The sequence below is a fragment of the Streptococcus nasisuis genome (genome assembly GCF_040836615.1).
GTDB classification, from domain to species: domain Bacteria; phylum Bacillota; class Bacilli; order Lactobacillales; family Streptococcaceae; genus Streptococcus; species Streptococcus suis_V.
Window position 1 is genome coordinate 601,557 of the sequence record NZ_CP162268.1, and the last position, 26,353, is coordinate 627,909.

General features: G+C 41.2%; 17 protein-coding genes and 2 pseudogenes. All 19 read left to right on the forward strand.

All coding sequences use genetic code 11. The annotated features are described in order from the left end of the window. The first annotated feature begins 14 nt into the window (after window positions 1-14). The 19 genes and pseudogenes from AB1F57_RS03125 (at window position 15) to AB1F57_RS03215 (ending at window position 26,065) form a co-directional block, all read left to right on the forward strand. Window positions 15-434: a hypothetical protein gene (locus AB1F57_RS03125; protein ID WP_367986076.1), complete on the forward strand. Its 420-nt coding sequence runs from the start codon at window positions 15-17 to the stop codon at window positions 432-434. A 9-nt stretch (window positions 435-443) separates the two neighbouring features. Beyond that, complete coding sequence (locus AB1F57_RS03130) at window positions 444-827, forward strand: hypothetical protein (RefSeq protein ID WP_170242190.1); 384 nt, start codon at window positions 444-446, stop codon at window positions 825-827. A gap of 9 nt (window positions 828-836) precedes the next feature. Continuing rightward, window positions 837-1,070 (forward strand): transcriptional regulator, encoded by a 234-nt coding sequence (locus tag AB1F57_RS03135; protein ID WP_170242189.1) that lies wholly within the window; start codon window positions 837-839, stop codon window positions 1,068-1,070. A gap of 2 nt (window positions 1,071-1,072) precedes the next feature. After that, the gene (locus AB1F57_RS03140; RefSeq protein ID WP_367986077.1) at window positions 1,073-1,684 is read left to right on the forward strand and encodes a lysostaphin resistance A-like protein; all 612 of its coding nucleotides are present in this window, start codon (window positions 1,073-1,075) and stop codon (window positions 1,682-1,684) included. Window positions 1,685-1,730: 46 nt separating this feature from the next. Next, complete coding sequence (locus tag AB1F57_RS03145; protein ID WP_170242187.1) at window positions 1,731-2,219, forward strand: hypothetical protein; 489 nt, start codon at window positions 1,731-1,733, stop codon at window positions 2,217-2,219. Further along, window positions 2,219-4,039 carry a VirD4-like conjugal transfer protein, CD1115 family gene (locus tag AB1F57_RS03150; RefSeq protein ID WP_367986078.1) on the forward strand — a complete coding sequence of 607 codons (1,821 nt, stop codon included), beginning with the start codon at window positions 2,219-2,221 and terminating at the stop codon, window positions 4,037-4,039. The genes AB1F57_RS03145 and AB1F57_RS03150 overlap by 1 nt, the downstream gene beginning before the upstream one ends. A 17-nt stretch (window positions 4,040-4,056) precedes the next feature. Beyond that, entirely contained in the window at window positions 4,057-4,299 is a 243-nt protein-coding gene (locus AB1F57_RS03155; protein WP_174852705.1) for a hypothetical protein, read from the forward strand. Between the two features lie 16 nt (window positions 4,300-4,315). After that, complete coding sequence (locus tag AB1F57_RS03160; RefSeq protein ID WP_174852706.1) at window positions 4,316-5,170, forward strand: type IV secretion system protein; 855 nt, start codon at window positions 4,316-4,318, stop codon at window positions 5,168-5,170. Between the two features lie 61 nt (window positions 5,171-5,231). Next, window positions 5,232-5,585, forward strand: coding sequence for a PrgI family protein (locus AB1F57_RS03165; protein ID WP_001097593.1), 354 nt, complete (start codon window positions 5,232-5,234; stop codon window positions 5,583-5,585). Beyond that, the gene (locus AB1F57_RS03170) at window positions 5,542-7,893 is read left to right on the forward strand and encodes a VirB4-like conjugal transfer ATPase, CD1110 family (protein WP_367986079.1); all 2,352 of its coding nucleotides are present in this window, start codon (window positions 5,542-5,544) and stop codon (window positions 7,891-7,893) included. Before AB1F57_RS03165 ends, AB1F57_RS03170 begins: the two co-directional genes overlap by 44 nt. Next, a pseudogene (locus tag AB1F57_RS03175) lies at window positions 7,890-10,693 on the forward strand (phage tail tip lysozyme). Before AB1F57_RS03170 ends, AB1F57_RS03175 begins: the two are co-directional and overlap by 4 nt. 333 nt (window positions 10,694-11,026) lie before the next feature. Beyond that, window positions 11,027-11,662, forward strand: coding sequence for a hypothetical protein (locus tag AB1F57_RS03180; RefSeq protein WP_170242182.1), 636 nt, complete (start codon window positions 11,027-11,029; stop codon window positions 11,660-11,662). Between the two features lie 232 nt (window positions 11,663-11,894). After that, window positions 11,895-12,488, forward strand: a complete 594-nt coding sequence (locus tag AB1F57_RS03185; RefSeq protein ID WP_014294884.1) for a type IV toxin-antitoxin system AbiEi family antitoxin domain-containing protein — start codon at window positions 11,895-11,897, stop codon at window positions 12,486-12,488. Then, complete coding sequence (locus AB1F57_RS03190; protein WP_367986005.1) at window positions 12,485-13,330, forward strand: nucleotidyl transferase AbiEii/AbiGii toxin family protein; 846 nt, start codon at window positions 12,485-12,487, stop codon at window positions 13,328-13,330. Before AB1F57_RS03185 ends, AB1F57_RS03190 begins: the two co-directional genes overlap by 4 nt. Before the next feature lie 3 nt (window positions 13,331-13,333). Next, window positions 13,334-14,728, forward strand: a complete 1,395-nt coding sequence (locus AB1F57_RS03195) for a HEPN domain-containing protein (RefSeq protein ID WP_174852709.1) — start codon at window positions 13,334-13,336, stop codon at window positions 14,726-14,728. A 192-nt stretch (window positions 14,729-14,920) separates the two neighbouring features. Beyond that, window positions 14,921-19,825 carry an SspB-related isopeptide-forming adhesin gene (locus AB1F57_RS03200; protein ID WP_318830190.1) on the forward strand — a complete coding sequence of 1,635 codons (4,905 nt, stop codon included), beginning with the start codon at window positions 14,921-14,923 and terminating at the stop codon, window positions 19,823-19,825. Further along, a complete protein-coding gene (locus AB1F57_RS03205) occupies window positions 19,826-20,017 on the forward strand; it encodes a thrombospondin type 3 repeat-containing protein (RefSeq protein WP_170242178.1) in 192 nt (63 codons plus the stop codon). Further along, window positions 20,001-20,552 carry a hypothetical protein gene (locus tag AB1F57_RS03210; protein ID WP_170242177.1) on the forward strand — a complete coding sequence of 184 codons (552 nt, stop codon included), beginning with the start codon at window positions 20,001-20,003 and terminating at the stop codon, window positions 20,550-20,552. The genes AB1F57_RS03205 and AB1F57_RS03210 overlap by 17 nt, the downstream gene beginning before the upstream one ends. A 51-nt stretch (window positions 20,553-20,603) precedes the next feature. Further along, a pseudogene (locus AB1F57_RS03215) lies at window positions 20,604-26,065 on the forward strand (SNF2-related protein). The last annotated feature ends 288 nt before the right edge of the window (window positions 26,066-26,353 follow it).

Genomic DNA, 26,353 nt, shown 5'->3' on the forward strand with positions numbered 1-26,353 from the left:
CTGTTTTTGTTTCATTGTGCTATAAAAGTATTAGGAACTGCACGGAGCTAGAAGAAGTCATACATCAAGCAGAAGTAGAGAGATTTTCGGAAATGATTGCTTCTTTACCCAATTATGATTGTGACATTGATGTCACTTTTGAAGATGACTACCACAAAGAAATGAATTATCCGTTAGCTTATGAGTCCAACTTACACCGTATTTTTGAGTTTATTGAAACCCAAGACATCAAAAATGGTGTTGATACTTATCTAACGGATGAGAACAATCTCGCCTTTAGGGCATATGGGCAAGGCTATTCTTGGAATGATAAGAATGATGTCGTCACCACATTAATAACAGTGAAGTGCTTTGGTGAAGGCAGGTCACCTATTGATATGAGTAAGGTGTTTACCCCACCAACTCAAGCATTAGAGAAGGAGATATCTGTGTAGGAGGAAGCGATGTTAGAAATCTATTTAAGTCGAAATACCAGTCGGAATCAAAAACTCCTGTCTTTTTGTGACTCGCATGGTATTTCCTACTCCTGTAAAGAAGTGAGTCATCTATCACGTGAGGAATTACTGAGGTTGTTTACCAAAAGCAGTGATTGTTTTACGCTCTTATCCCCTTCGCTACAACGATTTAAAGGTCATAGAGAGATGAAATTGAGTGAGTTAGTGACGTTAGTTCTACGGAAACCTGACCAGAATCTTCGTCTCCCGATTGTGGTTTGTGAGGATAACGTGTATCCCGATATGAGTTTAGAAGAAGCGAGAACCTTTCTTCCGAGAAGTCAAAAAGTAGTTTCCTTTCGTGAACATCTTTTTAAGGACATGACGACATAAGGAGGAGTTATGAACGAACGCTTTTGGGAAAATTTGGAAATTATCGTTATGGAAAAAGGACTGTCATGGGCTGACCTTGCTCGACAGATGTTTAAGGGGCAATACGTTTATCCTAGTGAGTTTAAGCGCCTCTACCAAACCTTTCGCCACTACAAATCTCATCGCCTGATGCCACAAGGCAAATGGGTGGAGAAAATAGTGACTGTCTTAGAGATTGACTATGAAGACTTGTTTAGGAGATAGCGATGAAACGTCTAGTAGTGATGTACGGAGCCATTCATGTCAATGTCCTCCTTGTGAGTTTGTACTTGGTTGGTTGGCTAAATGGGGCATGGTTACACGTTTTACAAGTGACGTTTCTAGCCCTGCTATTGTGGAGCTGGAAAAGGTTTAAGTTCCCTAAAAGAAACCTATCCTTGAAGGAGAGAGGGCTTTGGGTACTTGGTAGTCTAGGTGTCATGGTAAGTCTGGCACTTATCATGAGTGACATGTTTTTAGGCAGTGAGGCAAATCAAGAGACGTTAGTGACTGTTCAAGGCCAAGTACCAATGTTGTCTTTCATTCTCTTTCTCCTTAATGCCAGTGTTGTGGAAGAAGTCTTTTATAGAGAGGTGTTGTGGGGAGTCTTGTCTCAACCAGTGGTTCAAGTTTTGTTAACAAGTTCCCTTTTTGCTTTAGCTCATCACCCATCCAGTCTATTCACTTGGGTGCTTTATGGGAGTTTAGGTCTCACACTTGGTGTGGTGAGAGGGCAAACAGACTGCTTAACGTCCACACTTATTCACCTGTCTTGGAACGGAATTGTCTTTTCCTATCTTTATTGTGATACCAAAATCAAGGGTACTTTCGTATCATGAAAGCACCCTATTGTTTTGATAAGGGAATCACATAAAGGAGGAAATGATGTCATCCGAACAACAGGAACGCCAAGCGATTCAATATGCGGAACGGAGTGCTATGTTTACGGTGAAGGTCCTTCTCAAACTTTTAGAGTGGTCAGCTAGACACGCCCTAGCACAAGACTCGGCATATAAAGTTGGGGTTCAAAAGTTAGAAGAACTCCTTCAAAGTCCATATGCCATTGAGTCGCTTAACATCTCAAAAGACATTTTGGATAAACCCGTTGATGTCGAGAAATTTAAGGAATTGGTGGAATCAGAAAACCTTCCTATTGCCATTAGTTGGCAAGGAGATTACCTTCATTTCTATGCTAAGGATAAGTCGCTCTTAGACAAGCACTTAGATGAGTTGCTTCAGAAGTTGATTTCCAATCCAGAAAAACTGAAAGGGCTAACTATGGATAAAACTCTTGATGAGGAAATCGCACAAGCCAAGGAACAGATTGTGATGTCAGAACCCTCTGCTGTGAAAACAAAGGAGGTCATTCTCTAATGGTCTCAGGGAAAAAAGTTTTTATCTTTGGTATTTTAGGGCTTGCTCTTGGCTATTTCTGCCATCGGCTAGTCTTGCTTTACGATAGCCTACCTAATCAACCGCCCTTGGAACGCCTTGCCTATCTCTTAGGCGAAGGACAGAATCAGGTCTTAAATCCCTTGTGGAATGGTCATTTTACTGGTAGATCAGTTTTAGGCTTTTGCTTTGGGCTTGTGACGATGGGCCTAGTCTATCTTTACGTCTCAACTGGTCAAAAGGTTTACCGAGAAGGGGCTGAATATGGCTCTGCTCGCTTTGGGAATAGTCGTGAGCGTAAAGCCTTTCTCAGTAAGAATCCTTTTAATGACACCATTTTGTCGCGTAATGTTAGGCTAACCCTGTTAGAAAAGAAAGCCCCACAGTTTGACCGAAACAAGAACCTTGTGGTCATTGGTGGGTCTGGTAGCGGGAAGACCTTTCGGTTTGTCAAACCCAATCTGATTCAGCTTAACTGTTCCAATATTGTCGTTGACCCTAAAGACCATTTGGCTGAAAAGACAGGGAAGCTCTTTTTAGAAAATGGCTATCAGGTCAAGGTCTTAGACCTCGTAAACATGACCAACTCAGATGGTTTTAACCCTTTTCGTTATGTGGAAACGGAGAATGATTTGAACCGTATGCTTACGGTCTATTTCAATAATACCAAAGGCAATGGCAGTCGCAGTGATCCCTTTTGGGATGAGGCTTCCATGACCTTAGTCCGTGCTATTTCCTCTTACTTGGTGGATTTTTACAATCCTCCAGGCAGTACCAAAGAAGAAGCAGACAGTCGCCGTAAGCGTGGGCGTTACCCCTCTTTTTCTGAAATTGGAAAACTCATCAAGCTCTTATCCAAAGGAGAAAATCAAGATAAGAGTGTCTTAGAAGTGATGTTTGAGACCTATGCCAAGACATATGGGACAGAAAACTTCACCATGCGTAACTGGGCAGACTTCCAAAACTACAAGGATAAGACCTTGGATTCAGTAATTGCCGTCACAACAGCTAAGTTTTCCCTCTTTAATATCCAATCCGTCATTGATTTAACCAAACGTGACACCTTGGACTTAAAAACATGGGGAACGCAGAAAACTATGGTCTATCTCGTTATTCCAGATAATGACACCACCTTTCGCTTTCTTTCAGCCCTCTTTTTCTCCACCGTCTTTTCAACTTTAACGAGACAAGCTGATGTGGACTTCAAGGGACAATTGCCTATCCACGTGAGAAGTTATTTAGATGAATTTGCCAATGTCGGCCAAATTCCAGACTTTGCGGAACAAACCTCAACGGTTCGCTCACGAAACATGAGTCTCGTACCCATTCTTCAAAACATTGCCCAACTTCAAGGTCTTTATAAGGAGAAGGAGGCTTGGAAAACCATTCTAGGAAACTGTGATAGCTTGCTTTATCTTGGAGGCAATGATGAAGAGACCTTCAAGTTCATGAGTGGTCTCTTAGGCAAACAAACCATTGATGTGAGAAGTACCAGTCGGTCGTATGGCCAAACAGGGTCTGGGTCAACGTCTCATCAGAAAATCGCAAGGAATCTCATGACCCCTGATGAAGTCGGAAACATGAAACGTGATGAGTGCTTGGTGAGAATTGCAGGGGTTCCAGTCTTTAAGGAAAAGAAGTATTTTCCTTTGAAACATAAGAACTGGCAATACTTAGCGGATAAGGAGTCAGATGAACGTTGGTGGCATTACCACATTGACCCCCTCAAAACAGAGGAAGTTCCGTTTGAACCCTCAGACCACAAGGTTAGGGATTTAAGCCAAGAAACCACACTACACTAATAGAAAAGAGTAATCGTATGAACCAAAAATTAATAGGCTTTGTTTATGGCGTGGACGCTAGTTCCATGTTTGCCCAAGCCATGGCGCTCTTACAAAAAGGAATGGTTGCGACAGGCACCTTTCTTGTCGTCATGGGCATTATTAACCTATCAACCAATATCAAAGATGGTGGACCTGGTGTCCGAAATGCCATCTTAGAAATTGTGGGTGGTGTTATGGTAGGTGCCGCTGGTGCCTTTATCACTCAAATTACCATTTAGGAGGGCTAAGTATGACATGAACAACACATTACCTTCAGCTTTTGTCTTTCTAGCGTCAGAGAAAATTTCGAGCGATAGCCTTTTTGAAGGTTTTAACGTGGACTTGGAATCGACGGCCAACTTGGTCAAATCCCTTGCGGATTATAACCCAACCGTGTGGTCTTATATGTCAGCTGTCACAAAAGGAGTGATGCAGCCCTTGGGAGTGGCTATCTTAGCAGTCGTTTTAGTCCTTGAGTTTTCTAAGATGGCTAAGAAAATTGCCAATTCAGGTGGTGCCATGACCTTTGAAGCTATTGCCCCAATGATTGTCTCTTATATCATGGTAGCTGTGGTCATTACCAACACCACCGTTATTGTAGAAGCCATCTTAGCCGTTGCTTCTCACATCATTGAAGGCGTAGCTGGTGTCGTTTCTCATGGGGGAACGACTTATGAGACCATTTCAGGACTTAAAGGGTCAGGAATTATTGGAAAACTGATTGTTGGCTTTTTTGCCATTCTGATATGGTTGGTGCGATTAGTGAGTGTGATGGTGGTGAATCTCCTCATTACCATTCGCTTTATCCAACTCTATCTCATGATTCCTTTTGCACCTTTAACGATTCCGACTTTCCTTAGTGATGACTGGCGAAGCGTTGGGATTGGCTACCTGAAAAATATCATGGTCTATGCCCTTCAAGGGGTCTTGATTTTCTTAATCATCTCCCTTGTTCCCCTCTTTGAATCAGCTGGGAAATTAGCACTCTCAAATGGTGCGGGAGTGATGGAGACGCTAGCGACTGCCTTTGGTGGTTTAGTCCAGGCTATTTTATTGATCATTGCCTTGGTGGGCAGTCAACGGACTGCCAGAAGTATCCTAGGCATGTAAGGAGGATTGGGAAGGACGTTCCTCCCAATCTTTTTTGATACTCATATTAGATTGGAGTCTTATGAATACACGTGTTTTTAAGGACATCACAAAAGTCCAACATAGGGCTTGGCTAGGCTTTACTACACGACAAGTTATCTTTGTCTTACCAGCCATTGCCATTACTATCCTGATTTTAGGGTTAAACCTCTTTTATTGGCAATTTGGGGATTGGTTTGTCTACGGACTTATCTTTACCTTTACTATTCCCCTCATGTTATTTGGGGTTTATCGTCCTAATGACTTACCTTTTGAAACGTATCTTAATTATAGATGGCATTATGAAATGACCATACCAGACCGTACACTAACTGGACAGAAAGGAATACAACGTGAAAAAAACAAATCGCTCAATGAAACCAAAGACCTCTTCTAAACACAAGAAGACACGTAAACCAAAAGAAGAAGTGCTGCCAACAACTGTTAATACGCTTCTTTACCAAGGCCTTTTTCCTAATGGTCTCATGCAAGTCACCCCAGATTATTTTTCCCAGTCCTATCTTTTAGGGGATGTCAATTACCAAACGGTGGGACTTGAAGATAAGGGAGCGATTATGGAAACCTATTCAGACTTGATTAACAGTTTGGATGACAAGACCAATTTCCAACTCACTATTTTTAACCAAAGGGTCAACTTGGATAAGTTTAGAAAAAGTGTCTTGTATCCTTTTCATGAGGATGGGTATGATACCTATCGTGAAGAACTCAATCGTATCATGGAGAATAACCTTGAAGCTGGAGAAAATAACTTTTCAGCGGTTAAATTCATCTCTTTTGGGAAGTCAGACCAAAATCCGAAACTCGCTTATCGCTCCCTGTCTCAGATTGGGGAATATTTTAAGAGTGGTTTTTCGGAAATAGATGCGAACTTTACTCTCCTCAGTGGAGAAAGCCGTGTGAACCACTTGGCTGATATGTTGCGAGGGGAAAATCATTTGCCCTTTACTTATCAAGATCTGGTGCGTTCAGGACAAACAACTAAGCACTTTATTGCCCCAACCAGTCTGTCCTTTAAGCACAAAAATCATATTGAAATGGATGATAGACTGCTTCAGATTGTCTATGTTCGTGACTATGGGATGGAGTTGGGAGATAAGTTCTTACGAGAACTCATGCAGTCGGACTTGGAAGTGATGATTAGTCTTCATGCCAAAGGAGCAGCCAAGTCAGAAGCCATGACCAAGCTCCGCACCAAGAAGACTTTGATGGAATCGCAAAAAATCGGGGAACAACAAAAGATGGCACGATCCGGCGTTTATCTTGAAAAGGTTAGTCAGGTCCTAGAAAGTAACATCGATGAAGCCGATGAGCTGATTAAAACCATGACGCAAACAGGCGACAAGCTCTTTGACACCCTTTTTTTGATTGGGGTCTTTGCGGATAACGAAGACCAATTGAAGCACTCCCTTGATATTATCAAACAAGTGGCAGGTTCTAATGACCTTGTGATTGATAATCTGACCTATATGCAAGAAGCTGCCTTTAATAGCTTATTGCCATTTGGCAAGAACTACCTTGAGGGTGTGTCTCGGTCTCTTTTGACCTCAAACATTGCCGTTAATTCCCCCTGGACCTCTGTTGACCTACAAGATAAGGGAGGGAAATTCTATGGGATAAACCAGATTTCAAGTAACATTATTACTATTGACCGTGGGAAACTCAATACCCCATCAGGCTTGATTCTAGGGACATCAGGTGCTGGTAAAGGGATGGCGACTAAGCATGAAATCATCTCAACCAAGTTAAAAGAAGCAGAGAGTAATACCGAAATCATCATTGTAGACCCTGAAAATGAGTACAGTATCATTGGTCAAGCCTTTGGTGGGGAGAGCATTGATATTGCGCCTGACTCTACTACTTTCTTAAATGTTTTAGACTTATCCGATGACAATATGGATGAAGACCCTATTAAGGTCAAATCGGAATTTCTATTGTCTTGGATTGGGAAACTCTTAGACCGGAAAATGGACGGTCGAGAAAAGTCCCTAATTGACCGTGTGACACGGTTAACCTATAAGCATTTTGACACACCATCTCTCGTGGAATGGGTCTTTGTTCTCTCTAAACAGCCTGAACAAGAAGCCAAGGACTTAGCCCTTGATATGGAACTTTATGTGGAAGGCTCACTCGATATTTTCTCACACCGTACTAATATTAAAACGGATAGCCATTTCCTCATTTACAATGTTAAAAAGTTAGGAGATGAGTTGAAGCAGATTGCCCTCATGGTCATCTTTGACCAGATTTGGAATCGTGTGGTTAAAAACCAAAAACTTGGCAAGAAGACCTGGATTTACTTTGATGAAATGCAGCTTCTGTTGTTGGATAAGTACGCTTCTGATTTCTTCTTCAAATTATGGAGCCGTGTCCGTAAGTATGGAGCCATTCCAACAGGCATTACTCAAAACGTAGAAACTTTATTGCTTGATGCCAACGGCAGACGCATTATCGCTAATAGCGAGTTCATGATACTTCTAAAACAAGCTAAAAATGACCGAGAAGAATTGGTTCATCTCTTGGGCCTATCTAAAGAACTTGAGAAATATTTGGTTAACCCAGAAAAGGGAGCTGGATTGATTAAGGCAGGCTCAACGGTTGTTCCCTTTAGAAATAAAATCCCACTTCAAACCCAACTCTTTGACATCATGAGTACCGATCCAGAAAAGATGAGGGCTGAACAATGACAAGAGAACAACAGAAGGTCAAGGAGGCCCGTAAAACCTTTCAGAGTAGTTTAAAGGCCAGCCGTATCCATTACCGTAGGGAGAAGAAGGGGCTGAAACGCTCTTTTCCGAAACGACGCTTTATCATGCGTCGAGCTGAGAAAGCTGAAACAAGGGAACAACGTCAGGCTCTGAAGCAAACCTATCAGGAGGAAAAAGACCTAGCGACAGATACCTTTAAGGAAGCGATTGCCTATGTGTCTCCCAGATGGCTAAAAAGTAAGGAAATTAAGAAGTATCGGCTTCCTCAAGCCAGACAGCGCCTAGCAGTAGCGAGAAAACACTTGGCAGAGGTCAAGATGGCCGAAAAAGAGGAGGCTGTTACCTCTAAGGTTACCGATCAGAAAAAGCCAACAGTATCAAAAACATCACGGTTTCAGTTTCAAAAGAAAAACCTCTTGAACGCCTTCAGGCAGAAAAAGAGGTCAAATCAGCTAAGCGTGACGTGAAACAACTGAAAAAAGCACATCAGTTTAAGAACCCCTCGACCAAGGTCAAACGAGGGTTACGCTATGTCGCCTCAGAATCACTGGATTTAGTCGCTCAAGATGATGACTTGGAGGGAATTAGAACCCTAAAAGAGTCTGTGATTAAAGGAAGACGCTATGGGAGATTTACTTATCAGTCAGGAAAACTCCTTGTCAAAAGTGGGCAGACAGGTCTTCGGTTTACTAAGACAAAAGCCGCTCATAGTAAGGAGCGGTATCAGAACTTTAAAAAGGGGAAAGGGTTCACCCGTCAGAAGCCCTTAAAGCCCAAAAGGAGATACCACACCTTTCTCAAGCAAGCCAGAAGGCACAGTGTGTCAGGAATCAGAGGGTGTATTCAAGCGATTAAGAATAGCCTGACCTTCTTTTCATCGATTGCCCTTAATCCTATGACTTGGGTCGTGTCAGGCCTTTTGTTTTTCTTGCTTTTGATGATGAGTTTTGTGATAGGAGTTTCAGGAACCACTCTCATTCAACAGGATGAGAGTGAACTGACAAAAGCCTATACGCACATGACGTGGGAAGATGCGGAAAACACCCGAACCAACCCCACTGGCATTACCTACTACACCAAGATTGATGACGTCATGGGCTTTATGAATCTCAAGTATCAAGATTATGCTTTAGAAGAAGTCATGGAAGAAGGGGATAAAACCTATCAAGCCTATTTGAGTCAGCTTTGGCAGGACTTAAACGGTGGGGATTCTTTAAAGTCCATGCTTGAGTTAAGTAAGGAACCTGCCTACAAACTCTCTGATGACGATAGAGAAGACTTAAAGGAATTAAGTGAGGAAGGCACCTACCTTGCCCTCCAAGAATTGGATAATCCATTTCAGGGACAGACTGAAGACGATGCGCTAACCATGACGGTCCGATATGGCTATGATGTGATTGATGACCAGCCAACGCTTCATCATCATATCATTCTAGAAGCCAAAGAGAATCAAGTGATTGTGGCTCCCATGGATGGTAAGGTTTCCCTAGAGGGAGAGAACATTATCATTACGTCAGGTAAGGGACTAAACAAGTCTCAATTGACCTTGTTTAATATCCATACTGGTCGAGTGACAGACGGTCAGAAAGTCCAAGCAGGGGAAGTGATTGGTCAAACCAAGGATGGTGCTGGTCTTAAAGTGACCTATCAAAAGGTTGACGATGATTCAGAGAAACTGGTTTACGTCAATCCAGCCTTTTACTTTCCTAAAGTCATTCAACTCCAAACGACTATTCTCCCTACCATTGGACAATTTGGAGGCGATGAGTTTGCGAGAGCCAAAGCTATCTATGAGTATTTGAAAAGCCAAGGAGCGACTAATCAAGCCATTGCGGCAATTTTAGGAAACTGGTCAGTAGAATCATCAATCAATCCTAAACGAGCTGAAGGGGACTACTTATCGCCTCCTGTTGGGGCAAGTGCCAGTTCTTGGGACGATGAGGGCTGGTTGTCTCTTAATGGTCCAGCTATCTATAATGGCAGGTACCCCAATATTTTAAGACGTGGCTTAGGCTTGGGGCAGTGGACAGATACAGCAGACGGGTCACGCAGACATACCTTATTATTAGATTATGCCAACCGAAAAAAGCAGAAGTGGTATGACTTAGGCTTACAACTGGATTTTATGCTCCATGGGGACAATCCTTACTATACCAACTGGTTAAAAGACTTTTTCAAAAACTCAGGAAGCCCAGCCAGTCTTGCCCAAGTCTTTCTCATTTATTGGGAGGGAAATAGTGGCGACAAGCTTCTAGAGCGACAGACCAGAGCTACCGAGTGGTATTACCAAATTGAGAAAGGCTTTAGCCAACCAAATGGTGGAACTGCTCAAAGTGATCCAAAAGCGCTGGAAGTGGTTCGAGGAGACCTTTATGACAACTCCATTCCAGGTGGAGGTGACGGTATGGGTTATGCCTATGGGCAATGTACTTGGGGAGTGGCCGCCCGTATCAATCAATTGGGCTTGAAACTCAAAGGACGAAATGGTGAGAAAATCCCAATCATTAGTACCATGGGGAATGGTCAAGATTGGGTGGCAACAGCAGCACGCCTTGGTGGTGAAACAGGCAAGCTACCAAAAGCAGGAGCGATTATTTCCTTTGCGGGAGGAGGTCATGGATCGCCAACAGAATACGGTCATGTCGCCTTTGTCGAGAAGGTTTACCCTGATGGTTCTTTCCTCATCTCAGAGACCAATGTTAATGGTAATCCTAACTATACCTTCCGTAAATTATCAGGAGTCGATAGTACGATTAGCTTTGCCTATACGACGAAATAATATTAGAATACTTGTCTTCTTGTCCCAAATGTTGTATGATATTTGGGACAAAGTAATCATCTCATCTAAACTTTAAGCGTGAACGAGTTGACAAATAAGGAATTATCCCGTATAATAGTAGTAAATAAAGGTTATAAATTACTTGTGGGCTAGTGGATATGGTCTGCACCCGCCTGTGGGCTCCGCACTCAGTTCAAACTGTTTGTTGAGAAAAAGAATAGCAGGACCGCCTACCCTTGAGGAATAGATAGGGCATATCTAGCGTGAGGTGAAACTCAATACGTGGAAGAGAAGGAAGCACCTGCTTCCTTCTCTTTTTAGGAGAAAAATAGAATGACATATACTTTGGAATGGCTCGAGACCTTTGATGGAGAAATTGATATTCTCAATGTCGATATGTCCTGTCTAGCCAATACTATTGAGAAATATGTTTCTCAGTACAAATACGTTTATCAGACAAATATGGAGGACTATCCCGAAATTGTTCTTTCTGTCCCAAATTCCTCTATTCCCCATTTATTAGGATTATCAAGAAATCATCATGTTAATTTACCAACTAATAACGCAGGGAGTATTTTTGAAGGATTAAAGGATGATTGGACATTGGAGCGTCTAAATAAGGCTGATAATGGTTGGTTTAACGAAAATAAATTCAAAATCGTTGGAACATTATTACTTTATCAAATGTTACATGTGATGGAATGTAAATTCTACACAACGGATGGTATTTTGAATAGAAAAGTTGGCAAACGATTTAGAAGAGATAATATTTATTTTGTGGTCTTCAAATTAAGTAATGGTATTAGTTATACAGTTGAATTATCGCGTGAACAAGGGAACCAATACTTTCCAAGAAGTCTTAAAATCAACGACACCTTAATTACAAATTGTAGAGAAATAGAGTTGAAACTTGTTGATAAGAAACGCTTTAAGACTGCTAAAGCTAGAAAGGTTAATTGGCCGTCTTAATGGAAATATTGATATGATAATCATTGGGTCATCCACTTTTTGAGGGTGGCTTTTTTTCTTTGTCCTTCTTTGATGTGATACCAAAATCAAGTCGTCTTTACGACGAAATAGAAAATGATATGCTAACAAACCATTAGGTTGTTAGCATATTGTTTCATTTGTGATTGATTTTTTCTAAATAATATGCTAACATTTTAGTGAAATGTTAGCATATTATTTAGGAGGTGGTAATGTGGATTTGTTAGAGAAACCTGTCTATAATTACATAAAAAAAAATCATGGAGTTATAACTTTTCGTGATATAGAAGAGCTTAACTTTTCTTACCAACAATTGAATCAATTGGTCTCAAAAGGTAAAGTGGAATCAATTGAAAGAGGGATTTATCATCTGCCTGATACCTATATTGATGATTTCTTTAGTTTACAGTATCGTTTTCCAAAAGGAATTTATTCCTTAGACACAGCACTTTGGTTACATGGCCTTTCCCTTACTGTTCCATTTGAACCTGTAATGACTTTTCCTTTTGGGACGAACACGAGGCTAATGAAAGAAGCTGGTGTTAAGCCGATTGTTGCTAGAAATCATCATGAAATCGGTATTATAAAACTAGAGCGACAGGCTGGACAGTTTATCTCAGTATATGATATGGAACGAACTTTGGTAGAGTGTTTGAGAACAGCTTATCATGTTGATGTTCAAGTCGTTGCTCCAGCGTTTCAAGCTTACTTTAAAAAAGGAGCTGTGAATTATGCCAAGTTGTACCACTATGCACAATTATTTAAAGTCACTGAAAAGCTACAATCTTATGTGGAGGTCTTGTCGTGAAATTTTCAAATGCCAATAGTTTCAAAGCGAAAATTAAGAATATCGCAAGAGAAAAAGGGATACCTGCTCAACAAGTTCAGCAGAACTATTTGATTGAAAAAATCTTAAAACTCATCTCTGAAAGTCGGTATAAAGATTCTTTCATTGTGAAAGGTGGATTCCTTATCGGACAGATGATTGGCTTAGATAAACGAACAACTATGGATTTAGATGTTACTTTGAAAGGTCAACCTCTTAGCGAGGAAAATATTCAAACAATCTTCAAAGAAATTGTAAGTCAACCTTCCGAAGGTTTTCAATTTGAAGTTGATATGTTAGAGTCAATTCGACAAGATGATGAATATGGGGGCTTTACCCTCAAACTCAAGGCGACATTCGATACCCTACGTGAAGTTGTCTTTATTGATATAACAACAGGTGATCGGATAACGCCACGAGAAATTACTTATCAATTGCAGTCTGTTTTTTCAGAGAATAAACTAGAAGTTTGGACTTATAATTTAGAAACTGTTCTTGCTGAAAAATTGGAAACTATTATTCGTCGAGGAGCTGCTTCAACTAGACCTCGTGACCGCTATGACCTCTTCACATTATATCACCTTCGAAAAGATGAGATTGATATCCCGATATTGAAAACTGCTCTAAACAATACTGCTAAGAAAAGAGAAAGCTTAGATGTTTTGACAAATTGGGAAAGTCAACTAGAGGAAATCCGTAGTTCTGACTATCAGAATCAGCTTTGGTCTCGCTATCAAAAATCATTTAGATATGCCAGTGAAATTAGTTTTGAGGAATCAGTGGAAGTGGTGGCAATTATTTTAAATCAATTAAAGGGGGAGTAGTGTATGCTGACAGGAACTTTGCAGATGATGGGTTATGAATTTTTCTTTACGTTCGCTGAAGAAAGATTATCCTTGATTCCCAAAGAAGGGGAAAAAGATGAGATTAGGCATTCTTGGTTCTATACTAAATTAGGAACAGGAATCTTTTCTTGGCCAGGGAAGCCTAAATTCGTAGAAGAAAACTTTCTTTATGGACGGACAAATGAAACAAATCGAGTTATTACATTTCTAACAAATAAACACACGCAACTTCAGGAAAATAACGGTATCATTACAGTGCCGATTTTGGCCTATTTTTTTAGTTATTCTGACAGACCTAGGATTAGTCGAATATCATTTAGCGGGCTAGAGCTAAACTATATTCATCCAATTAATCGTACTTTTGAAATTTCGTATAAACCTGAAGAACACGATGGGAAAATAAATATTAGTACCTATGATTTTGACTCAACAACGACAGAAGAACAGAAGTTTAATGTTTTTGGAAAAGAAGTTCAAGTTTATTTCGGCGTCACTAGAACAACAAGTTTATCTATCGAAAAGCCACCTCTAGCGTTATCATCGTCAATGGTTTTTCATTTTGAAGAAACTCAAGATTATTCTTTTGTACGAGAGTTATATCGTATCGCAAAGGAGTTTATCCAATTTCTTTGTAATCGAAGAAATGTTAATTTTACTGATATTCGGTTGTCAAATAATCAAGGAAAGGTTGGGGAATTCAATGTGATTGAAGAAAGTATTGAGATTGAGATGAAGCCATTGAAAGATGGAAGATATATTCAACAAAAATATATTGCTGGTTATGAGGGAAAGATATTAGATGACATAGCTGAAAATAATCTATATCTTAGACATCTAGGTAAGAGTTTTAGGGATAGTCGGATAATTGATGCTGCTAGTTTTGTATTAAGAACCGCTGCATTTGAATGGGAGTTTAGTAGACTATTTTCAGAAGATGAATGGAAAAGCGAGCAACGAAAAAAACTGGAAGAAGAAGCTAGTAAAGAATTAGAGCGTTTGATTGAAAATTCAACAGGTAAGCTGAAAAAAATTTACAAAGATTTGAAAAAATCAGTTGTATCCTATTTATCTCTTTCTCAAAAGATTGGTCAAATATTTGAAGAATACGGTGCATCTTTATTGGATTTATTTGGACAATCCATATATAAATTAAACAATATTTCTTATGATCACTCTGAAATTGCAGAGCGAATAGGCAAACAAAGAAATAATTTTGCTCATGGAAATTTAGATAAGGAATTTATAAATGAGTCTTTGCTAGATGTGGTGTTCCTTGAACAAATTGTCCTAGCTATGCAACTACAATATTTTGGAATAGATGAAATAGAAACCCAAAAAATTATAAATGAAGTATTTCACCATAATTTGGCATTATAGAGTGGTTCTGGGAGGGTCTGATGCGTCAGTCCTCTCCTTTTTTATAGGGATTTTCAGAAGTTATCGGTAGTGCTACTGATAGCTTTTTTCTTTGTCCTTCTTCGATGTGATACCAAAATCAAGTCGTCTTTTTTATGATGAGGAGAGAGTGACGGAATGTTACTACTTATCAAAAGAAAAGAAGGACTTTTTATGACCAAACAATGTCATCATCACTTTTTAGTCAATCAGGAAAAAGCAGAAAAACACGTCTTCCGTAAAAGTAAGAAGTACCGTACGCTTTGTTCGGTAGCTCTTGGAACTATGGTGACAGCTGTTGTCGCTTGGGGTGGCCAAGTAGCACAAGCTGACGAAGTGGTAACATCCTCGCAAGGTAAAACCGTTCAGTTGACAGATAATCCTGCGACCAACTTACCAGAAGCTCAGCCCACACCAGTTGCTGAACAAACGAATAGTCTTGCGTCAACTGGTCAATCAGATGGGGCTATCACGGTTACGGTTCCTCATGATGTTGTGACACAGGCTGTCAATCAAGCAACTGCTGAAGGGGTTATGACCATTCAGGATAAGCCTATGGATTTAGGGAACACCACCTCTGCTAGTGATACCAGTAAGCAATTAGATAAAGCGGAAGCGGATGCTGCTAAGCAGGCTGAAGTCATCACTCAGGTGACCAATACCTATAAAGCAGATAAAGCGACTTATGAACAAGATAAAACACGTGTTGAACAAGGGAATGCTGCGTTGGCTGCTAGTCATAAAGAAGCCACTCAAGCAGGAAAGGCCTTGAATAGTTTAGTAGATAGCACAGCTTCAAAAATCAAAGACCAAGATCCGTCGGCTAATGTGACCGTCACAACTCAAACCGTAACATCAGGAGATGGTTCAACGGTTTCAGGCTATCAGGATTATACCTCTGCGGTAGCTGCTATTGATAAGCAAAATAAGGACAATCTATCTGAATACGAATCAAAGAAAAAAGATGCAGATGCCATTGTCGCAAAGAACTTAGTGACTCAAATGGAAAATGAAGCGGGTCTTGCTAAAGCAAAAGCTGATAATGACGCAATTGACAAACGCAATCAAGCTGGACAAAAAGCAGTGGATGATGAAAACAAGGCAGGTCAAGCTGCTGTTGATGCCTATAATAAAGACCAACAAAAATTGGTGACAGACCGTGAAGCTGAGATTGCTGCTATCACGAAACGTAATAAGGAAAAAGAAGAAGCCGCCAAGAAAGAAAATGCTGCCATTGACACCTATAACACCAAGGAAATGGAGCGCTATAAACGTGATTTAACTGAGATTTCAAAAGGAGAAGAAGGCTATATCTCTCAAGCTCTTGCTCAGGCACTCAACTTGAATAATGGAGAACCGCAAGCACGTCATTCAGCTGATACCAGAAATCCTAATCGTATCGTTGCTAAGGGTGACGCTATGCTTGGTGGGTATTCTAAAATCCTAGATTCTACTGGTTTCTTTGTCTATGATACTTTCAAAACGGGAGAAACCCTTTCCTTTACCTATCAAAATCTTCAAAATGCTCGCTTTGATGGTAAGAAAATCACAAAAGTAGCCTATGACATTACAAACCTTGTTTCTCCAGCTGGAACTAATGCCGTGCAGTTGGTTGTACCAAATGACCCAACAGAAGGCTTTATTGCCTACCGTAATGATGGGACAGGCAATTGGCGAACAGACAAGATGGAGTTTCGTGTCAAGGCCAAGTATTTCTTAGAAGATGGCTCTCAAGTCAGCTTCACCAAGGAAAAACCAGGTGTCTTTACTCATTCCTCACTCAACCACAATGACATCGGTTTAGAGTATGTAAAAGACACATCAGGTAAGTTTGTTCCTATCAATGGCTCAACCATTCAAGTGACTAACGAAGGTTTGGCTCGTTCACTTGGGTCAAACCGTGCCAGTGATTTGAAGCTTCCTGAAGAATGGGATACGTCATATAGTAAGTATGCCTATAAGGGAGCGATTGTCTCAACGGTTACATCAGGCAACACCTATACAGTGACCTTTGGTCAAGGGGATATGCCCCAAAATGTTGGTCTCTCTTATTGGTTTGCCTTAAATACCCTTCCAGTTGCACGGACGGTTAAACCTTATAGTCCAAAACCACATGTGACACCAAAGTTAGAGCCAATTCCAGAACCGATTAAGGTTGTGCCAAAAACCTTTACCCCAAAGACCTTTACGCCAGAGCCACCTGTGAGCTTTAAGGAAAAACCATTAGAGAAAGTTACTCAGCCTAGCCTAACACTTACCAAGGTGACCTTGCCTAAAGACCCTACGCCAGAACCGTTACCAAAAGCACCAAACGTGCCAACGGTTCATTACCACGACTATCGTCTGACAACGACTCCTGAAATTGTTAAGGAAGTTATCAATACCGACCAAGTGAACCTTCATGACAAAACGGTCGCAAAAGATTCAACGGTCATTTACCCTTTAACCGTAGACGCTTTTTCTCCAAATCGAGCCAAAACCACTAGCCTCACATTTGAAGATTACCTTCCAGCAGGCTATGCCTTTGACAAGGAAAAAACGCAGGCAGAAAATGGAAATTATACCCTTAGCTTTGATGCTGCTAAGAACTTTGTGACCTTGACCGCCAAGGAAGCCTTGCTTCAAGAGGTCAATAAAGACCTCACCAAGTCTTACCAACTGGTGGCTCCGAAACTTTACGGTAGCCTTCAAAATGATGGAGCAACCTATTCCAACAGTTATCAGCTCCTCATCAATAAGGGAACCCCAAATGCTTATACCGTGACTTCCAATGTCGTGACGGTGCGTACGCCTGGTGATGGAACAACCACTAGCCGTATTGAGCCTCAAAAACGCAATGAAAATGAAGACGGTGTGGTCATTAACGATACGGTAGTGGCTTTAGGAACGACTAATCATTACCGTTTGACCTGGGATTTAGATCAATATAAAGGTGATAGGTCTTCTAAAAAGACAATTGCTCGTGGTTTCTTCTTTGTAGATGATTACCCAGAGGAAGTGTTGGATTTAGTAGACCAGGGAACAAGTATCACCACTCCTGATGGCAAAGCCGTATCGTGGATTACTGTTAAGGCTTATGCGTCGCTGTCAGAAGCTCCTAAAGACCTTCAAGATAAACTCGCTCATGCCAAGATTTCTCCTAAAGGGGCTTTCCAAGTCTTTATGCCTAATGACAATCAAGCCTTTTATGACCAGTATGTCAAAACAGGAACCTCTTTAAACCTTGTCACTAAAATGACAGCGAAAGATGACCTCTATGGGAAAACGGCAACCTATCGAAACAAGGCTTACCAAGTGGATTTTGGCAATGGCTATGAAACCGATGAGGTGATCAACACCCTTGTTAGCCCAACACCTAAAAAACAAAACCTTAATAAGGATAAGGTGGACATCAATGGAAAACCGATGGTAGTCGGTTCACAGAACCACTATACCTTGTCATGGGACTTGGACCAATACCGTGGCATTAAAGCCGATAACGCTCAAATCGCAAAAGGCTTTTACTTTGTGGATGATTATCCCGAAGAAGCTCTATTACCAGATGATGCAGGCATTCAACTTGTGACAACTGATGGTAAAGCAGTGTCAGGTGTGACGGTAAAAACTTATACGAGCTTATCAGAAGCTCCTAAAAACCTACAAGTAGCCCTTGAGAAACGCAAGATTGCGCCTAAAGGAGCCTTCCAAGTCTTTATGGCAGAAGATCCACAAGCCTTCTACGATTCTTATGTAACGAAAGGCCAAAATATCACCATCATCACCCCTATGACTGTCCGTGAGTCTATGCTTAATTCAGGAAAGTCTTATGATAATGTAGCTTATCAAGTAGACTTTGGAAAAGCCTATGAAACCAATACGGTAACGAATCACGTGCCAAAAGTAACACCACATAAAACTAATACTAATAAAGAAGGCGTGTCTATTGATGGCAAGACCGTTCTTCCAAATACCGTTAATTACTACAAAATTGTTCTGGATTACAGTCAGTACAAGGATTTGGTAGTGACGGAGGATGTTCTTGCCAAAGGTTTTTACATGGTGGATGATTACCCTGAAGAAGCGCTTAGCGTCAATGCAGATGGTGTCCAAGTGATGGATAAGGCAGGAAATCTTGTCAAAGGGATTTCGGTGAAAGCCTATGCCTCATTGTCAGAAGCGCCTAAAGTGGTTCAAGACGCTATGGCCAAACGCCAGTTCACACCCAAAGGAGCCATTCAAGTTTTAAGTGCTGAAGATCCAAAAGCGTTCTACGAGGCTTATGTTAAAACTGGTCAAACCTTAGTGGTGACCCTTCCAATGACCATTAAGAATGAGCTGACAAAGACTGGCGGGAAGTATGAAAACACCGCTTATCAGATTGACTTTGGTTTGGCTTATGTGACAGAGACAGTGGTCAATAATGTGCCAAAACTAGACCCACAAAAAGATGTGGTGATTGATTTGTCACAAAAGGAGAAAAGTCTTGATGGAAAAGAAGTTGCCTTGAATCAGGTCTTTAACTACCGCTTGGTGGGAGCACTTATTCCTGGTAATCGTGCGACACCACTCATCGAATACCGCTTTGACGATGATTATGATGAAAGCCATGACGACTATAATGGTGTTTACAAGGCTTATACTGTGGTAGATGTCACTCTAAAAGATGGAACGGTTTTACCAAAAGGGACAGAAGTGACTAAGTACACGCTACAACAGGTCGACACGTCAAAAGGGACAGTTACCATCAGTTTTGATCAGGAATTCCTTGAAAAACTAGCAGAAGAATCCGAGTTTCAAGCAGATGTTTACTTGCAAATGAAACGGATTGCTTCAGGTGAAGTAGAAAATACGGTGTTACATACTGTCAATGGTTACACCATCAGTTCAAACACGGTTAAGACAACTACACCTGAACCAGAGCCACCAACTCCGACTCAACCAACCCCACCACAACCACCTATCCCAACACAAGAACCACCAGTTCCAGCAAGTGTCTTACCAAATACAGGAGAGAGTCAATCCCTCTTGGCGCTTGTCGGTGGAGGACTTCTTTTAGGCCTAGCTTACGGACTTTCTAAACGCAAAATGGAGGACAACTAAATGGAACCCAAAAACATTTACACAAGAGATTCAGACCAAGATGGCCTAACGGATGCTCAAGAGTTAGCTTTAGGGACCAATCCTTTTAGCATTGATACGGATAGTGATGGACTGACAGACCTTGAAGAAGTCCAACAAGGCTTGAATCCAATTCAACAGCGTAAGGAGAGAAGCTATGGCTTGGAATTATGACACAATTTCTAGAGCCCTTTCTGAGATGGCACGAGAAAACTATGAAGACATGGTTAAAGCCTTTTTAGCCATGGAATTGAGTATCAAAAATAAGTCACTTCTTGATATGCTCTATCAAGACTTTATGGGCATTGATGACTTGTCTTTAGTCAGTGAAGACCTGCGCCTAAGAGCAGACGGTTATCAGGAACAGCTTCAAGAAGAAGTGACGGACCTCTTGGATAAACTCTATCGAACAGGTGAGGGAGCTAGTTTCATTATGGAAGTGATTGCGTCCAACAACATTTCTGAGTCCCTTGCTCAGTATGAGGTTTTGAATGAGGAGGATTATTCGCCTCTCACCTTAGAGACCTTGCAGGACATTATCCAAAAGGAGTTGTCTTTAACGAGTCAAGATTATTTTGGAGATGTGACCTATCTCGCCTTGCAGAAGGATTTGTTAGACCAGAAAAGCCATTTCTTACAACAGTATGTGACAACTTTAATGGATAAGTTGCCACAAGAAAAAGACCAAAGAGACTTGGTCCTAGACTAAAGCAGTGGGCTGAGAATACCTCTCAGCTCCTTTTTTAATTGGGAGGAACATATGACTCAAGAACAATTACTTGAGATGTTGCGGGCGAGATTGCCACGTGACCAGATTCTTTTGGAATCCTTTTTACGCTATCAAGCAGTCCATTTTGATGAGGATTGGGATAGCCTTATCCAAAATTTTACAACCCAAAGAGGAGTAGTCACCTCACCTGTTCAAGTGGTTCGGTTTGAAACAGAGGTTTCTGCATTTGTCAAGGCAAGCCCCTTTGATGGAGTGACTGACCTAAGCAGCTACACACAGACCCTTTGGTCAGGCTGGCTTAAAGAAGTTACCTCAGTTAAACAGTGATGAGAAAGATTTGGTGATTGAAGTAGCCCTCTTTAACCTAGCCACTCGCTTTCAGCTCTTAGACCAAGAAGGCGCCTATCAGTCCATTTCGGTAGCTTCTCTTTTGGATAAAAGCAAAGCTGCTAATTTGGTCAATGTCAACCGAGTGGCCAATAATTTGTCTGACCGTATTAGCCGTGATATTGAACAATTTCTTCTCACTTTTGAACCTGAACTAATAAGCACCCAGGAAACGGTAGAGGAAAGAGAGGGTGCAGCTGAAGAAAAAGTAGTTCCAGAACCTCCTCAAGACATCACCTTTCGTGAAGAAGGGGGTATCGTCATTGCAAGTCTTGAGGAAGATTTATCACAACTCGATTTACGAACAGGGCAAACAGAACATTTACCAGCCTATGAACATCTAAACTTGTCCCAAAAATTTGAGATATTAAGTCACTTTGACCAAGTGCGAAATAGCCGTCCAAAACTACCAAACTTGAGACGTGGGGAGTTTGACCATGAAATGGAAATGACGCCAATCTATGAGGACAATGAGCTATTAACCTATTTAGAAGCAGATGGGACAGCCTATGACTTACAACGTCCTCTAACACCTCAAGAAGAAGTAATCTTAGCTGAAATGGGTCAAACCATTTTGGCTGAAAATACCGAAAAACTGACTCGTTTAGGGATAGACTTAGCTGACGTTGATGAGCAGCAACGTAGGATACTGATAGATGTTGCAGGACGTTTTCATTTGAAGAATGCGGACCTAGCCTTACTAGGGGGCTATCCTAAAGCAACCGTTACTCAATTAGCCCTTGCGATAGAATTGCTTCAGATGGGATTAACGCATGACAAGACAGAATTTTTCTTGACCAGTCAGCTAGACTTAGAAGAGTTAAGACCCATTGCCTACGCCTTCTTGCATGAAGACCTCACTCTTGAAGAAGCAAGAACCTTTGAAAGGGACAAACTGTCCCAATCAGACCTATCCTTTAGAGAATGGCGAGAACACTTATCGCAAACAGAAACTGAAATCATCACGCCTCCATCAATCCCTCAAAATGCTATCGTAGAGGAAGCTCTTAAACGCTATCCGATTGATTCTAGAGTGACTTATAAGGGGCAAGAGTTTCAGGTAATGGCCATTGAGGACTCAGGCGTTAATAACCTGATTCGGATTGAATTACAAAATGATTTCACAGATGTGATTGAACAAAATCCGGTTCTTTTCTTACGGACACTAGAAGACATCACTCAAGCTCTTCATGTTCCTTCTGTCGAAGAAAAGGAGGAAGTGGAAGAAACTCAGCAGGAATTAGACCTGTTTTCCTTTTATGGATATGGAAGAACAAAATGAGCCAGTTTCTCAAGTGACGGCTTCTGTATCATCAAATAAGAGAGAGGCTAAACAAGAAGAAGCATTGTCAGAAGATGAGTTGGAACCAAAAGTCATTAAGACGCCCCCAGCCACTGATTTTCACTTTCCAGAAGATCTAACAGACTTTTACCCTAAGACAACAAGGGATAAGGTTGATATGAATGTTGCTGCTATTCGTTTGGTGAAAAGTCTTGAATCTGAACACCGTCAAGCCACACCAAGTGAACAAGAACTCCTTGCCAAATACGTGGGCTGGGGAGGACTTGCTAATGAGGTCTTTGATGAGTATAACCCCAAGTTTTCTAAGGAACGTGAGGCATTAAAAACGCTAGTCACCGATAAAGAGTATTCGGACATGAAACAATCTTCTTTGACAGCTTATTACACAGACCCTCACTTGATTCGTCAGATGTGGGAGAAGTTAGAACGTGATGGCTTTACAGGTGGTAAAATCCTAGACCCTTCGATGGGAACAGGGAATTTCTTTGCGGCAATGCCTAAACACCTGAGAGAAAATAGTGAGTTGTATGGTGTAGAGTTAGACACGATTACAGGTGCTATTGCCAAACACCTTCATCCAAATAGCCACATTGAAGTAAAGGGCTTTGAGACCATTGCCTTTAATGACAATAGCTTTGATTTGGTTCTCTCAAATGTGCCTTTTGCCAATATCAGAATTGCGGATAATCGCTATGACAAACCCTATATGATTCATGATTACTTTGTCAAAAAATCATTAGATTTGGTGCATGATGGTGGGCAAGTGGCTATCATTTCCTCAACAGGAACCATGGACAAACGGACAGAAAACATTCTCCAAGATATTCGTGAGACGACTGATTTTCTAGGTGGTGTGCGTTTACCAGATAGCGCCTTTAAGGCCATTGCAGGTACCAATGTCACAACAGATATGTTGTTCTTCCAAAAACATATGGAAAAGGGCTACCAAGCAGATGATTTAGCTTTTTCAGGTTCTATTCGTTATGACAAGGATGACCGTATTTGGCTCAATCCTTACTTTGATGGAGACTACAACAGTCAGGTTCTTGGGACCTATGAGGTTAGAAACTTTAACGGAGGGACACTTTCTGTGAAAGGCACTTCTGATAATTTGCTAGCAGATGTTCAGATGGCTCTTAAACAGGTTAAAGCGCCTAGAACTGTTGACCCTTCTGATATCTTCATCAGTCCTGATGTGATGAGAAGACAAGTCATTGATACCTCTGTTCCGCCTGAAATCAGAGAAAGCTTAGACCAGTATAGCTTTGGCTATAAAGATTCTACGGTTTACTACCGTGATCATAAGGGCATTCGTGTAGGGACAAAAAACTGAGGAGATTAGCTACTATGTGGACGAAGAGGGTAACTTTAAGGATTGGGATACCAAGCATTCTCAAAAACAAATTGACCGTTTTAATGCTTTAGAAGTGACTGATAGCACCGCTCTTGATGTGTATGTGACCGAAGAAGCCACCAAACGTGGGCAATTTAAGGGCTATTTCAAAAAGACTCTTTTCTATGAAGCGCCTTTGTCTGAGAAAGAAGTGGCACGAATTAAAGGGATGGTTGATATTCGGAACGCCTACCAAGAGGTGATTGCCATTCAGCGCTACTATGATTACGACAGAGATGAGTTTAACCACTTGTTAGGAAAGCTCAATCGCACCTATGATAGTTTTGTGAAACGCTTTGGCTATGTAAATAGTGCCGTAAACCGTAACCTCTTCGATAGTGATGATAAGTATTCGCTCCTTGCGAGTTTAGAAGATGAAAGTCTTGACCCGAGTGGGAAGACAGTTATCTATACCAAATCTCTTGCCTTTGAGAAAGCCTTGGTTCGTCCTGAAAAGGAAGTGACGGCAGTTTCTTCTGCCCTTGACGCTCTCAATTCTAGTCTAGCAGATGGTCGTGGGGTAGATTTGGATTACATGATGTCTATTTATCAGACGGATTCTAAAGCGACTTTGATTGAGGAATTAGGAGACGCTATTATTCCAGACCCAGAACGCTATCTAAACGATAGAGAAGTGGTCTATGTATCTCGGCAGGATTTCTTATCAGGAGATGTGGTGACTAAGTTAGAGGTTGTGGACTTACTCATCAAAGAAGATAATTCTGATTTTCCTTGGGTCTATTATCAAGGTCTCTTAGAAGATGTGAAACCGCCACGTGTGACCTTGGCTGATATTGATTATCGGATTGGCTCACGATGGATTCCTCTAGCCGTCTATGGGAAATTTGCCCAAGAAACCTTTATGGGACAAACATTTGACTTGACTGACCAAGAAGTATCAACTGTTCTTGCAGTCAGTCTAATTGATGGCACAATGTCCTACCAATCCAAGTTTGACTTTCGGTATTCTACCGCAACGGATAGAAGTCTAGGTGTGCCTGGGTCACGCTATGATAGTGGTCGTAAAATCTTTGAAAATCTCCTTAATTCCAATCAACCAACTATCACGAAACAAGTGGAAGATGGGGATAAGAAAAAGCATGTGACTGACGTTGAGAAAACAACGGTTCTTCGTGCTAAGGAAACTGAACTACAAGAACTCTTTCAAGATTTTGTGGCTAGTTATCCAGACGTGCAACAGATGATTGAAGAGACATATAATAGCCTCTATAACCGTACGGTTTCAAAAGTTTATGATGGTAGTCATTTAACTATTGATGGGCTTGCCCAGAATATTTCCTTACGCCCTCACCAAAAGAATGCCATTCAACGGATTGTGGAAGAAAAACGAGCACTTCTAGCTCATGAAGTCGGTTCAGGTAAGACCTTAACCATGCTTGGAGCAGGTTTCAAACTGAAAGAACTGGGAATGGTTCATAAACCTCTTTATGTGGTGCCATCAAGTCTGACCGCTCAGTTTGGCCAAGAAATCATGAAGTTCTTCCCAACCAAGAATGTCTACGTGACGACCAAGAAAGATTTTGCGAAAGCTAAACGCAAGCAATTTGTGTCACGAATCATCACAGGGGACTATGATGCCATTGTCATTGGGGATTCTCAGTTTGAAAAATTCCCATGAGTCAGGAAAAACAGGTCACCTATATCCAAGATAAGCTGAACCAATTACGAGAAATTAAGCAAGGTAGCGACAGTGATTATACCGTAAAAGAAGCAGAGCGTTCTATTAAGGGATTGGAGCATCAACTAGAAGAACTCCAAAAACTGGAACGTGATACCTTTATTGAATTTGAAAACCTTGGGATTGACTTTCTCTTTGTGGACGAAGCTCACCATTTTAAGAATATCAGACCCATTACAGGCCTTGGGAATGTCGCAGGGATTACCAACACGACTTCTAAAAAGAACGTGGATATGGAAATGAAGGTCAGACAGGTTCAAGGAGAACACGACTATCGTAATGTGGTCTTTGCGACAGGAACACCAGTCTCTAACTCTATTAGTGAACTCTATACCATGATGAGTTATATCCAACCAGATGTCTTAGAACGCTATCAAGTCTCAAACTTTGACTCATGGGTGGGAGCTTTTGGGAATATCGAAAACTCTATGGAACTAGCCCCGACAGGAGATAAATACCAACCTAAGAAACGGTTCAAGAAATTTGTCAACCTTCCTGAACTCATGCGAATTTACAAGGAAACAGCTGATATTCAGACTTCAGATATGCTTGATTTACCTGTACCTGAAGCTAAGATTATTGCGGTGGAAAGCGAGTTAACGCAAGCTCAGAAATACTATTTAGAAGAACTGGTAGAGCGTTCAGACGCTATCAAGTCAGGTAGTGTTGACCCAAGTAGAGATAACATGTTAAAGATAGTGCGCTGTTAAGCGTAAAAATGTATCTCCCTCGCAGAGGGATATTATTGAAAGTAAATAATAGGAACAACTAACTAACCTAGCGGGGAAACCCAAAGGGGACAATAGCATGTTAGTAAAGCGGATAAGGAGTGAGTTACAACGCTTTGATGTGCCGCAAGTTCCGTAACCTATGGTTAAGGCTAGACTGCTTGAACCTCAATTCTGACTAGGTGCAAAGCATCGCCCATCGGAAAGTAACTGAGACCGATGTTACTGTATATTCGTTGTTGTGATTTTGGACGAATAACTTTCTACAGT

Bases quoted from the DNA above. Each gene is read 5' to 3' on its own strand.
- AB1F57_RS03165 (WP_001097593.1), top strand. From the start codon at position 5,232: ATGAATACACGTGTTTTTAAGGACATCACAAAAGTCCAACATAGGGCT.
- AB1F57_RS03155 (WP_174852705.1), top strand. From the start codon at position 4,057: ATGAACCAAAAATTAATAGGCTTTGTTTATGGCGTGGACGCTAGTTCC.
- AB1F57_RS03195 (WP_174852709.1), top strand. From the start codon at position 13,334: ATGCTGACAGGAACTTTGCAGATGATGGGTTATGAATTTTTCTTTACG.
- AB1F57_RS03145 (WP_170242187.1), top strand. From the start codon at position 1,731: ATGTCATCCGAACAACAGGAACGCCAAGCGATTCAATATGCGGAACGG.
- AB1F57_RS03130 (WP_170242190.1), top strand. From the start codon at position 444: ATGTTAGAAATCTATTTAAGTCGAAATACCAGTCGGAATCAAAAACTC.
- AB1F57_RS03150 (WP_367986078.1), top strand. From the start codon at position 2,219: ATGGTCTCAGGGAAAAAAGTTTTTATCTTTGGTATTTTAGGGCTTGCT.
- AB1F57_RS03160 (WP_174852706.1), top strand. From the start codon at position 4,316: ATGAACAACACATTACCTTCAGCTTTTGTCTTTCTAGCGTCAGAGAAA.
- AB1F57_RS03135 (WP_170242189.1), top strand. From the start codon at position 837: ATGAACGAACGCTTTTGGGAAAATTTGGAAATTATCGTTATGGAAAAA.
- AB1F57_RS03210 (WP_170242177.1), top strand. From the start codon at position 20,001: ATGGCTTGGAATTATGACACAATTTCTAGAGCCCTTTCTGAGATGGCA.
- AB1F57_RS03205 (WP_170242178.1), top strand. From the start codon at position 19,826: ATGGAACCCAAAAACATTTACACAAGAGATTCAGACCAAGATGGCCTA.
- AB1F57_RS03140 (WP_367986077.1), top strand. From the start codon at position 1,073: ATGAAACGTCTAGTAGTGATGTACGGAGCCATTCATGTCAATGTCCTC.
- AB1F57_RS03180 (WP_170242182.1), top strand. From the start codon at position 11,027: ATGACATATACTTTGGAATGGCTCGAGACCTTTGATGGAGAAATTGAT.
- AB1F57_RS03200 (WP_318830190.1), top strand. From the start codon at position 14,921: ATGACCAAACAATGTCATCATCACTTTTTAGTCAATCAGGAAAAAGCA.